A 12,085-nucleotide genomic window follows, 5' to 3' on the forward strand; every position below is an offset into this window, starting at 1 on the left:
TCCGGGGCTGTTTTTTACTACCTTACTACTGCGTGGACTTCTGTCGGTGAAGCTCTGTTACCACTGCACCGGATATCCGCCAACCCTCAAACTCATTTTCACTGAGTCGGTGAACCATCCGGTCGAGAACCACGCGGGTTACCTCCCCCTTGTCGTTCGTGAACCGCCCGAGTATTCCGGCGATGACCGGCTGGGACTGTCCTGACCGACGGATGACGACGGAGTCCGATCCCACGGACACTGCCGGCAAAACCGGCCTAAGCCGCGATACGTTGACCATTCGAGGTCTCCTGTTCAAGATACTTTCTAAGGTCGTAGCTGTGAACGCCCATTAGCTTCGACAACTCTTGGCAGAAACGCCGGAAAATGACGTCCAGATGCAGGAACTCCTCGTCGGAGGTCGTCGGCGTGCCCCAATCGAAGCCAGCGTTGAAGCTGTCGGCCTTGAACGAGACAACCTGTTGCATATAGGTGTCGATCGAGTGTTCCGTGATGACGTGATGCGCCTGCACGTCCCACTCGTTATCTCCGCGCAACGCACGCGCGATCGCCTGACTCTCCTTGCGGGCAGACCAACTCTTATCGGCCAGCAAGACATCGCTGCACTGGGGTATGTTTGTGCCCTCGCCAATGCTGCCGTACGTCACCAACGCGACCGGCACATCACCCTGACGGTACTTCGATTCGAACTCGGCGTTTCGACGTTTGATCGTCTTGCCGCCGTGAATCACGACCGAATCAATATCCCGTTTGGCCAGCTGCCGGGCGACGAGCTCCGCACTACCGGGATACCCGGTGAACATCAGCGGGCGCCGGCCGGCCTGAACCAACTCCTCGAGTTTGTCGATGCAGAACCGTTGCTTGCGCGTCAGCTCGGCATAGACCTTGGCAGCCTTTGGATGCTGCGGGAAGTTATTCGCGATCTCCACGGCCTTGATACGCGCGAGGATCGTCACGAGGTTGTTCCGTTTGCCTTCATCCAGGCCCGCCATGTACCAGCTCGAGAAGTCCTCCGACACGACCAGGTAGTGCAGCAGGTGGCTCATGTCGAACTCGATCAAATGCTGGACATGTGTCGGCTCGGGAATCGTGACGCACGAAGCGACGTCCGGTTCCTTGGGCACACGGCGCTTGATCCACGGAGCGAGCATCTGGCGGTACTCGGCCAGATTAGCGATCCGGGGCACCTCACGCTTCGCGCCTTTCAACTCGTCTTCGAATTCCCTGGTTACCCAGACGAAATCGCAGAACGTATTGAGGACACGGTCAATTCCACGCTCAGCCAGCGCCATTGAATGACGCAACCCGGGGTCGAGATAGCAGCGGCGATATCCGTAAGGCTGGGCTGCCGTACCGTCGCCGCCAGCAAATGCCAGAAGTGCGTGGCAGTCACGCGGGTAATTGCCGGCGGGCGTTCCCGTGAGCGGGAAACGTCGCCTTGCCGATACCTGCCAGACCGCGCTCGACTGCTCCGTATCGATGTTCCCGAGGAAATGCGCCTCATCGGGAATAATCGTGCCGATCCGGCGCCGCAGCTTCTTTGCGTACGTGATGCGCGGATGCGCGCTCGACAGCGGCCCCTTGAGACGATCGACCGAAATGATGTTCACCGTGCGCAGCGACTGCAACTGCTCTGGCGACTCGATAACCTGCCAGATGGCGGAATCGAGCTTGATCTTTGCAATCTCGATCAGCATCTCGTCGACGAGCGCCGACTTCAGCACGATCAGCGCATGCTTGCCGCCAAGAAGAAGGGCGATCGCAAGTGCTGCACGCGCCTTGCCCAGCGCCATCGACCAAGCCACGACGCCGGCACGCTTGATTGCGAGCTCGACGAGGTCATCGATCTGGTAGCCGCGGTTCAGCCACTTGTCGAGCCCGAGTTCCTGGATCCTGCGGCGCCATGCTGCTGCAAGGCCTGGGAACCTGATGGCGAGGCCGGAATAGACCTCTTTCCACTCACTCTCGGCCTCCGGCTGCTGCTTCAGGTCGAATCGCGCGAGGATGTCTTCATACGGCAGGTTGAAGGACTTCCCGTTGTGCTCGAACTGATAGCGGCCATGTTCGACTTCAGTGAAGGTGACTGCGGTTCCGGCCTTGATGACCGGAGACCCCCAGCGAGCCGGATCGATCAGATGATCCTTTTTCGCCGTGCCCGCCGTGGCCGATCCCTTGCCGCGTCCCACTCCGGGCATCAGAACGGTGTGGCGGAATGGCTCCTTCAGCCGGGCGGTAACCCGGATCTGGCGCCGCAGATAGCCCATCAACCCAGCCTCGACGTGCGGGGTTCCGCCGGCGCGACCGATGTCCAGAATCAAAGCCCAGAAGCTGGCCATAGGATCAGGCTGCGCCAGATGAATCTGCAGATCGAGGGCTCCTTGGCCCACGTATTCGACACCCTTGGGATAGCGGTGTTCGGCGTGAGGGCGGTGCGCTCCGATCCTGTCCCTGTAGATCGCATTCTGAACCATTGCTTCCGTAAGGCCGCACTGGAACTTGAAGCGGATCCACCGGCCGTCATGGCACACCCGGACGGTCGAGTCTCCCGTGACCGGCCGGATAATGGCAGGCTCGGATTCCTCGGCAGACAGGTGCGCAAGCATCGGCTGGCGGCGCGTTGCGAGCGTCAGGTCCGGCGTCGCAACCGGTTCCTCCAGCTTGTATATACGCTGGCGGACCGGAGCAACGTTGCGGAGCGCGACATCGAACACGGCAACACTGACCCGGACCGTGGCGTTCTCCTCACGGAAAACGTCAAGCGGCATGTCGTACAAGGAGACGAGACGTTTGAACGGATGCGATTCTTTCTCGCACGCGGTCATGTACACCTCGTCGGCGAGGGTCGTCGGCAGAATCGCGACCACCCATTTTGCTGCATCCAGAGCCTGGTACAGGGCATACGCATCGCTGCGTGCACTCGTGTTCGGCCCGAACCTTCCGTATGCTGTGCATTCGTACGGCGCGAGCAGGGCGCTCTGCAGATTGATGGAGAACGGCGGGTTGGCGATACAGAAGTCGAAATGCCGCGGCCGCACATTTTCCATGCCGGTATGGATGAACTCGTACGTGAAGCCCGCGTTCATCGCTGCCTGACTGAGTGAAGCGATACAGCCTTCGTCGACGTCCACCCCGTAGAGCGAGTGGATATCGGGGGTAGCCCAGTGCAGAAGCCGGCCACTGCCTACGCTATTGTCCAGAACGCTGATCTTGACTGATTCGCCGGCCAGGACGCGATCCCGGGCAGCAATCCTCGTCATCAGCGGCTCCACGAGACGCCAGCAGAAGTGCGACAGCGGCAGCGTCGTAAAGAACTGACTCTGGTGAGCTTGTCGTGCTTCATGCAGGCCCGCGAGGGAGCCAGCCTTCGCCGTCGCTGCACCCTTCGACTGAATTTCCAGCAGATCGTGAGCCCAGCTCATGCTGCCTCCGCGAGTTCGTTGAAGCCATACTCGCCGAGGAACAGATGGAGCTTCTCGGAAACCTTTGCGTCGAACACGAACTCGAACCGGGAATAGAACGTCGTGACCTTGACCTGGCCATCCTCCGGATTCCCGTAGGTGAAGCACTGCCGGGATTCGACTCTCGAATCACCGTAACGGAATGCACGAAGCAGACCGTCGAGGCCAAGCTGCAGCGTCATCATCTCGGCCCACGAAGCGAATGACTTCAGCGCGAGGACCGTGGATCCAAGAGCCTCCTGGCTGCTGTACTGGAGGCGGTACGTCTTGTCCCATTTCGTGTTTGCCGCATACAGCGGCAGGTCGAGTACGATGCAGCCCTTACGCCGGGCAATACCCGCTTCCGGTTTGATCCGGAATTGGTCGATGATCGCCTTGGCGGCCTGTCGATAAGCCGTCTCAGCTCCCTGGTCGCCGCCGAATCGCGACTCCAGGCATTTCCAGACGGTAAGCGCATTGAACTTGCGGAAGGCGTTGCCTTCGCAACCGGCCGCCTCCGCAATTGCCCCTTCATCGACCCTGATCGGCGCCGCCGAACTCGGCGAGAACTCCCGCACGGCCGCATTGATCAGCTGCTTCATGAGCCCATGAGCCACGCGCTTGAGATGATCTTCCTGCTTGTAGTCCGGGTATTGGCTCAGGCTGACCATGTAACTTTCGCAGCCGTAGAGTTCCTGTTCAGCTTCACGCAAACGGGCGTTTTCTGCGGCGTACACCGTGATGGCGTTGCAGACGTCCTCCCATAGCTTCTGGGTTGCCGCAACGAGGTCACGCGTTTCCATGTTTTCTCCATCAGTAGAGTGGAAAAACACATGGCCCCCAGAGGGGGCATGTGTTCCCCCTGGGGTTGTGGTGCTAGGCACCTAGAATTGTCCGGCGGGAATACCCGCAGAACTCAGGCTGACATCTCTGCCAGCGAAAAGAAAAACTCACTCAGAAAGAGGCTAAGCGGTTCGGCAACGGCAGGCTCGAACGTCCACTCAAACGATGTGTGGAACGTGACGAGCTTGATACGACCTTCTTCGGTGTTTCCCATCAGGAACGATTCGCGGGAAACGACATCAGCAGGATATGAAAACCGCGTCGCGATCGGCGCAAGCGCCTCGGCCAACACAGGTTTTCCGGCCCATGTCGCGAAGCTGATCAGCGCCGGAATCAGGTCCCGCCTCAGGGTCTCGCTGTGATGCGATCCCAGCCGGACGCACGAGCTGTACTTCTCGACGTACGCGCTTTGCGTCAGGACAAGGCGCCCGTGCTTCATCGTCATCGGCTCGTCGCCCGATATCCGGAAGGCTCTGGCGATTGTCTTGGCGCGCTTTCGGTACGCCAGCACGTGGCCAATCCCGTTTCCGTAGCGCTCTTCCAGCTCGGCCCAAAGGCGTTCCGGAGAGAATGTTGTGGGATGACAGGGGTGACCGGCTTCGTAGCCAATCTCCATTTCCTCGATGTCCACTGGCGTGGAAGCATTGGGAGAGAAAGTCGAAGTGGCGAACCGGAACAGGTCAGTGATCAGGGAAGTCGCGCGATCATAGATTGCATCCTGGGCAAGTTCCGCAGCGACTTCATCCAGAGGCTCCGGCGACGTTTCCGGAGCGGAATCACTATTGGCCTGGTGATATGCCCGGCCAAGCTCGATCCGTTCGCGCGCATGTCTGAGAGCAAGTGCCTTGTAGGCTGCCCAGTACTGTTCCATACGGGCAATGAACTGCTGGGGATTCATGGGTGTCTCCAAAGAAATCTGGAGGCATCCTTCGCGTCTGTGAGGGCGGAAGGATGCCCCCAGGGACGGCGAAAATGGCAGGTGAACTGCCGGGAAAATTACAGGCTAGGTACGGTCCAGCTACCGGATCAGAGATCGGATCCAAGTATAGCAGGGAATTCCTGACAGGAAGCTCACCGCCGGAGGCTGAAGATATCTGCCAGTTTCAGCGCTGAAAGAGGCCAGTGATGGAACCTGTTTCCCGATAGTTCGCGAGTGCCGCCATCGGGATAATCCGTCGCATACTCAATGTGACCCATGCGGTGCGCACGCGCCGCATTCGATATGGACATGGACTTCGACGACGAAATCACTCTGCCCGACCCGACGCGCTGGAAGGTATTTGGCCGCACGATCCCAACTGACCTTCCGTTGACGGTGTTCCTCGTGTTCGCTGTGGTGATGGTGTCGTGGATGACGTACATCGGCATGCATGCCGATGTCGATCTGCCGGGCGGCGACGCTGTGACAGCAGCTGCATCCGGCCCGAAGGCCGCACAACTGGCGCAGGCGATGGGCAAAATGCAACCCCAGTCGCAATCATCGTCAGGTGCGCCGAGGATCGGTATCAACTCGTCGCTGCCGTCACAAACCAGCGCACAGCTACGGCATCAGTTCTACTTCGCGTACATCGCTGCCTGCCAGGCAAACGCCAATGCAGGTCGAACACTTTACGACAGCGACATGAATAGCCAACTGGCCAGCCAGAAGCTGAATACTGTCCTCAATATGGGAATATCGTATTCACGGATCAGCGACGCGGAGTTCAGCCTGACGCTGACCGGCAACATTGCGCCCGACGTTCTCTCGTCGGCTGAGTATGCGGAGATCTCGCAGTACGGGCAGCACGTCACGCCGAGCTCGTGCGCCGACGTGATGAGTCAGCTTCGTGCAATGGCGGCACAACAGGGTGGCGCCGCGCCAGCGCCCGCACAACGATCGTAAGGGAACGTGATGTCCGTGATCGAATCAATGAAGGAAGGGGACGTGCGGCGTGGCCGCGAATATGAGTGTACGGACGACGATTTCGTTGGCATCGTGAGGGTGACCGAGGTTGGTGGCGGCATGGTTTATTACTCGGGTGATGCCGACGGCTTCTCGGTGATGAGGGAGTTCGTGCGGGCTTATCGTCCTTATCCCAGTAGCAAGAACTGACATGCGATTCGGCAGGCTGTTGAACTGGGGCGCAACAACGTCGGGCGTGATCGAGCCGGAGATCTACGGTGTAGCTCGCGAGCGCTACGAGGATATCTGTCTTGAGCTTGGTATTCACAACGCGCCGACTCTCCGACTCGCAAAGAAGGTCACATTTTTAAGCAAGATCGTCATCGGAGACTGGCGTCGGTCGAAGTCGATCCGCGCGGCAGCGCACAAGGCCATCCCGACCGATCAATTCTTCTTGCACGAAATCGCGCATGCGCTTTGCCTGAAGTATGTGGGCTACCGCGGATACCACGGTATTCCGTTCCTCGTACTCCTCCAACTGCTGTACGAATTCCACTGGGAAGGCGAGGTGCCCAATGCTATCGCGCACGCGGTTCGCGAGGACTGGCCACGATATGTTTCCACCGAGGAGAAAGGCAGGACGATCTTTGTGGCATGGAAGGTGGTCGACGCGATCAAGTCCGGCCTCGAAGCGCAGGAGACCTTCCGCCCAAGCGCTGATACGCTCGCGCACGAGGTCCGCAAGGCTTTCCCCGATCAGGTATCGCGCCCACGCGGGAGGTTCGGGCCGGAAGTGTTGCGCGACATGGTTAAGACGCAGCGCGATGGATTGTTTTCGCTCGCACTCTGGTCGCTCGGTGCGGCCGCGCTGTCGTTCGGGACGCTCAACCACTTTTTCCCAAGCGCCGCGACCCACTGGACGGCCGTGAGTTTTTGGCTTCTTCTGTTGGCTGTTCTTGCAACGATCGCGGCCACGGACGTGTCGAGGCGCATCGGCCGTCTCTGGCGTCGACTCGTCAACCGGTTCAGCCCGAAGGCGATCGACGCCATCGGGACGCCGGATATCTAATCAACGATGCGGGGTAGCAAATGTCCGTGCTGAACGACTACGGCGACAAACGAAATCCGACGATCAGCAATCACGGTGTGGATATTGCCGCGCAACGTGCTGACGATCTTGATCTGATGGCGCTCGAGCACCTGCGCTCGGTCAAGGGGCAGGCTCGCGCGCTGGACGTGGCGAGCGCATCAGGTGGCCAGGCTATTCGGATGGCTCTTGCTGGCGCCGACGTGCTTGCGCTCGATATTGACGACTACTCGGAAGCGTTTCGGGGCGCTGCAAGCGCGGTTGGCGTGGAGGCGCGATGCGGATTCGTACAGCAGGACATCACGGACTACGACATAGCCGGGAACCTCGGGCACTTCGACGCGATCGTGTGTCAACGGATGATCCACTATCTCCCATACGGTGTCGCGATCGAAGTCGTACGGACGCTCAGGCGGGCGCTGAAGTCGGGTGGCCGGCTTTTCATTTCCGCGTCCGGGCTGCATAGTGAACTCGGTACCGACTACATGGGCGATCGACTGCCCATCGACCGGCGCTATGAGCTGCTGTCGAACGCCATGGTCGAGAAACACGCGATGATGGGGCTCATCTGTCTTTACAGTCAGGACGAACTGGCCGCACTACTCGAGGCGACAGGTTTGCATGTCGAGCGGGTATTCACGTCTGCGTTTGGAAACGTCAAGGCAGTGGCAAGATGAAACACACGCTTGTTGCTGGATCGGCACATCTCGACATCCTGGCGCGTCCCAGGGAAAAGTCCGGCTATCGGGATCGAATCGGGTCGGTGGAACTGGCTGCTGGCGGCACGGCGTGCAATGTCGCGTTCAACCTACGCAAGTTGGGGCGCCCGGTCCGCTTGATGACGGCATGGGGCACGTCACCCATCGATCGCATGATGGCCGGTCATATCGAGTCGCTGGGCATCGACCTGATGGTGGACGAAGTCGCCGGCATGGGTGTGGCTGCCTTCGCCGCTCAACTTACGCCGGAGGGAGATCTGGAATCGGCTGTGTCTGCGATGTGCGTGGACAAGCATACTTTTTCGCCGCTGCGCATCGCGCACGCAGTGGCTGGTACCGATCTCATCATTCTGGAAGCGAACCTCAATTCCGAGACGATGTATGCGATCGCAAAGGCGGGGCGCGAGGCCGGTTGCGAGGTTTTCGGGATGGCCGTGTCCGAAGACAAGGTTGAGCGACTGGTTCCGGTCCTCCCGCTGCTGACCGCGTTGTTCGCCAATGGGGCGGAGTGCGAAGCCCTGATGGAAAAGATGGGTGCAGCGGATCCCTCGGACATCACCGAAGCGACCGGTGTGACGCTGATCGTGACACGCGGAGAGCGGGGGGCGGTCGTGTACGGACCCGACGGTTCGCGCGGAAAGATCCAGCCGCCGACACTTCAGGATATGAGAACGCTGCTCGGCGTCGGTGACGCATTCTCGGTGGGCATCATCGACGGGGTTGTTCGACATGGAAAGTCATATGCCGAGGCCGCGGAGCACGCGCACGAACTCGTCATGGAGATTGCGTGCAGGGATTCGTGCAATGCGCTATCCCTGCACACGCTCAGCAACATGGTCGACGAGCTCGATGGCACGGCGCGTTACGACGCGCTCACCGGGCTCATGCAGCGAACTGCATTCGAGCGCGAGTACAAGCGACTGGAGGAGCCAGGAGGGCATGCTCTGCTTCTGATCGATTGCGACCGTTTCAAGCGGGTCAATGATGAACACGGTCACGATGTGGGCGACAGCGTTCTCAAGGGTGTAGCCAGCATCATCGGCGGCAGCATCCGTAAGGGAGATATCCCGGGACGTTGGGGCGGTGATGAGTTCGTCGTCGTATTGCCACCCATCTCGGACGCGCACGTCGTGGCGGAGCGGATCCGCGGCGCGGCCGCACGGGCGCAACTCTACGGCGTGACGCTTTCCGTTGGTGTTGCGATCGCGGAGCCCGGCGAAAAGCTCGAGTCCGTCTTCAAGCGCGCCGATGCCGCGATGTATCTCGCGAAGCGCAAAGGCCGCGACGCTGTCGTGTTCGAGTCCGAGGCTTCGAGAAGCGCCGCGTGATTCATTCTCTTCCGGAACATTCGGTACCGGCATCAGGGCATTGAAATGGATGTATCGTCCATCATGGAAGCGACACTACTTGGCCTGCTGACAGGCGGATGCAGCGTGATGCTCGCGGGGTGGTTGCCACGCTTTCTCGAAGCCCACTGGAGTCTGGATGAGGATCGGGTCGGCGCAGGTCTAGGCGAGTTCATGAGCGCGCTCGCCCGCATGAGACCCGCTGGCAGTGAGGTAGCGTGGATAGCCGGCAGCGTTGCGTGTTTGCTACTGGCCGCGACAGGCTTCTACGCTGAACTGGCATGGGGCACGACGAGCCAGGCCGGTGCGTTCATTCTTTTCGCGGGCGCGTTGGCCTCGGCGGCTCTTATCGATCTGGAGCACGAGATTATCCCCGACATCCTGATCATTCCGTTGCTCTGGGCCGGGCTGCTGTTTAACACTTCAGGGATGTTCGTGCCGCTGTCGTCTGCCGTCTTCGGTGCCGTGGTCGGCTATAGCTCAATGTGGACACTGAATCTCCTCTTTCAAATCCTCGCAGGTCAATCGGGCATGTACGGAGGGGACTTCAAGATGTACGCGGCGATCGGTGCGTGGGCAGGATTGAGTGCCTTGTTGCCGACGTTGCTCATTGCTCTTGTTGTTTTTGCGTTCGTGGTCTGCGTGCGCGTGATGACAAAAAACAGAAAAAGGGAAACACCGTTCGGACCATATCTCGCTATTGGCGGCGTGATTTCACTAGGCCTCGGAGATAGCGCGAATTTCTTCATTCATCTATTGCGGTAGCGCTTTCCCATCTTCTAGAATGACCAAAGTTTCTCGACAGGAAGCAGTATTGTCCACGTCGAAAATCGCAGCTAGGCGTAACTAGCCAAAAGACGGTCATCCGTCATTTTTCTCAAACCCGGGTGGGATTCATGATCCCACCCGGGGGCATGGATTCTGCCATCGTCTCATCAGGAGAATCCATGCAAGTCAGTACCGAAATCTCGCAGTCTGAATCTCACCCGCCGGCGGTCGCGGGCGACGTTTTGTCGTCTTCGCGGGTGGTCGAGCTGGACGAAGGCGGTGTGTGCGTGCCCGAGTATGACCCTCTGGTGGTTCGTATTGGGGACGTGCGCGTGGTTTACAACCCACGAACATACTTCGAGCCGAAGGCGATGGCTGATCTGGCCCAGTCGATTCGGGCCCAAGGCCTCTTGCAACCGCTTCTGGTCCGCAAGATGGACGATCACTACGAACTCATCGCCGGCGAACGGCGCTTGCGGGCGGCGACCGAAGTGTACGGGCCAGAAGGCATTATTCCGGTCCTCTCCCGATCGATGACCGACGCCGAAGCGGCGGCAGCTGCAGCTACGGAGAACATCCAGCGGGAGGACACGTCCGCCACGGAAGAGTCGGCGGGGGCGCTGCACGCGATGGCCCTCTACGGGGGGGATCGCGACGAGGTCGCGCGGCGCCTCGGCTGGTCGCGGTCGACGCTGGACAGCCGTCTGGCTCTTCAGAACTGCATTCCTGCGGTTCAGACCGCGTTGAACGAGCGAAAGATCATGCTCGGACACGCGGAGCTTCTGGCGGCCGTGGTGAAGAAGGTTCAGGCGGAAATCCTGCCGTTGATCATTGAGCGCAACATCTCGGTGGCCAACCTGAAGGCAGAGATAGCGGCGCAGGCCTTGCGCCTCGACACCGCACGTTTCGACAAGACCGAGTGTCTCACCTGTCATCACAACTCGTCCAATCAACGAACGCTCTTCGCTGAAGCGATCGACGACGCGCGATGCACGATGAAATCCTGTTTCGACGCGAAGAACGAAGCGCTAATCGAGTCGGTGAAGAAGGGCCTCGAGGGTCAGTACCAGCGCATCCAGGTGGTATACCCGGGCGATAACCTCACGGTCATTGCTTTGAAGGCCGAGGGCGATACAGGCGTAGGCGTTGAACAGGCGGAGGCCTGCAAGGGTTGCGCGAACTTTGGCGCGCTCATCTCGGCTACGCCCGGGAAAGTTGGCCTTTCTTATCCGAACTATTGCATGGACCCTACATGCAACAAGGAAAAAAATGCTGCTTATCTGGCCACGATCAATCCGCCAGCGGAAAAGGCGGAAGCGACCGGCGGTTCAGACAAGAAGACAGCGGGTCAGTCTGCCGGTAAGGGAACGTCGAGCGCCAAGCCAGCTGTTTCCGCCGAGTCGAATCGCGTCAAGGAGTATCGCGAGAAGACCTGGCGCGAGGTTGTCCGCACGGTGATGGTTCGCAGTTCGGCCAAGACCGAGATGCTAATCATCACGCTGGCGTCGATGGGGCTGTTACGCCACGTCGATGAAACGGCGCTGGCGGAGCAGATCGAGAAGGCAGGCGGGAACGCGGTCGGTCCCGGTGTCGGCCTGTACGACAGCCTGACTGCCGTAGCCGGTCTCGAGGAAACGCCGCGAGGCCGCATCCTCGATCTCGTCGCAGCTTCGGTCCTGGGTGATATCCAGATGCGGGAGGTCAAGGCTCTGGCGACGTTCCTGGAGGTAGATCTGGCCGTCCACTGGCAGGTCTGCTCCGGTTTGCTGGATGTCATGACCAAGGCCGAAATCGAAGCGCTGAGTCAGGAGATCGGTCTGAAGGAATTTCTCGGCAAGCAGTTCGCCAAGATTGTGTCGGGCAAGCGCGACGAGATGATCAAGGGTCTGCTCAAGGCTGAAGGGTTTGAGTTCCGCGGCAGGATTCCTGCCGTCATGCTGCTGAAGTAAGCAGCAAGTTGTCCGTGCGCTGGTCACCGCTCTGGTGACCAGCATCCATCCTTT

At 59.7% G+C, this 12,085-nt stretch carries 10 protein-coding genes; 7 read left to right on the forward strand and 3 right to left on the reverse strand.

Going from position 1 to position 12,085, the window contains the following annotated elements; genetic code table 11:
* Window positions 1-257 precede the first annotated feature (257 nt).
* The 3 genes from HV796_RS11895 to HV796_RS11905 all read right to left on the reverse strand — a co-directional run bounded on the left by HV796_RS11895 (window position 258) and on the right by HV796_RS11905 (window position 5,178).
* Entirely contained in the window at window positions 258-3,419 is a 3,162-nt protein-coding gene (locus HV796_RS11895) for a DEAD/DEAH box helicase (protein ID WP_175226680.1), read from the reverse strand.
* Window positions 3,416-4,240 carry a hypothetical protein gene (locus HV796_RS11900; protein WP_175226681.1) on the reverse strand — a complete coding sequence of 275 codons (825 nt, stop codon included), beginning with the start codon at window positions 4,238-4,240 and terminating at the stop codon, window positions 3,416-3,418. Before HV796_RS11900 ends, HV796_RS11895 begins: the two co-directional genes overlap by 4 nt.
* A gap of 113 nt (window positions 4,241-4,353) precedes the next feature.
* Window positions 4,354-5,178, reverse strand: coding sequence for a hypothetical protein (locus tag HV796_RS11905; protein WP_175226682.1), 825 nt, complete (start codon window positions 5,176-5,178; stop codon window positions 4,354-4,356).
* 330 nt (window positions 5,179-5,508) lie between these two features.
* On the opposite strand from HV796_RS11905, the gene HV796_RS11910 reads away from it, so the two are divergent.
* The 7 genes from HV796_RS11910 to HV796_RS11940 all read left to right on the forward strand — a co-directional run bounded on the left by HV796_RS11910 (window position 5,509) and on the right by HV796_RS11940 (window position 12,031).
* Window positions 5,509-6,162 (forward strand): hypothetical protein, encoded by a 654-nt coding sequence (locus tag HV796_RS11910; protein ID WP_175226683.1) that lies wholly within the window; start codon window positions 5,509-5,511, stop codon window positions 6,160-6,162.
* Window positions 6,163-6,171: 9 nt separating this feature from the next.
* The gene (locus HV796_RS11915; RefSeq protein WP_175226684.1) at window positions 6,172-6,372 is read left to right on the forward strand and encodes a hypothetical protein; all 201 of its coding nucleotides are present in this window, start codon (window positions 6,172-6,174) and stop codon (window positions 6,370-6,372) included.
* A gap of 19 nt (window positions 6,373-6,391) precedes the next feature.
* The gene (locus tag HV796_RS11920; protein ID WP_175226685.1) at window positions 6,392-7,231 is read left to right on the forward strand and encodes a hypothetical protein; all 840 of its coding nucleotides are present in this window, start codon (window positions 6,392-6,394) and stop codon (window positions 7,229-7,231) included.
* Window positions 7,232-7,251: 20 nt separating this feature from the next.
* Window positions 7,252-7,926, forward strand: coding sequence for a class I SAM-dependent methyltransferase (locus HV796_RS11925; RefSeq protein WP_175226686.1), 675 nt, complete (start codon window positions 7,252-7,254; stop codon window positions 7,924-7,926).
* Complete coding sequence (locus HV796_RS11930) at window positions 7,923-9,296, forward strand: GGDEF domain-containing protein (protein WP_175226687.1); 1,374 nt, start codon at window positions 7,923-7,925, stop codon at window positions 9,294-9,296. Before HV796_RS11925 ends, HV796_RS11930 begins: the two co-directional genes overlap by 4 nt.
* 63 nt (window positions 9,297-9,359) lie before the next feature.
* The gene (locus tag HV796_RS11935; RefSeq protein WP_246355815.1) at window positions 9,360-10,079 is read left to right on the forward strand and encodes a prepilin peptidase; all 720 of its coding nucleotides are present in this window, start codon (window positions 9,360-9,362) and stop codon (window positions 10,077-10,079) included.
* 182 nt (window positions 10,080-10,261) lie between these two features.
* On the forward strand, window positions 10,262-12,031 hold the full coding sequence (locus HV796_RS11940) for a PRTRC system ParB family protein (protein WP_175226689.1): 1,770 nt from the start codon (window positions 10,262-10,264) through the stop codon (window positions 12,029-12,031).
* Window positions 12,032-12,085 lie beyond the last annotated feature (54 nt).

Source organism: Paraburkholderia humisilvae (assembly GCF_902859855.1).
Lineage (GTDB): Bacteria > Pseudomonadota > Gammaproteobacteria > Burkholderiales > Burkholderiaceae > Paraburkholderia > Paraburkholderia humisilvae.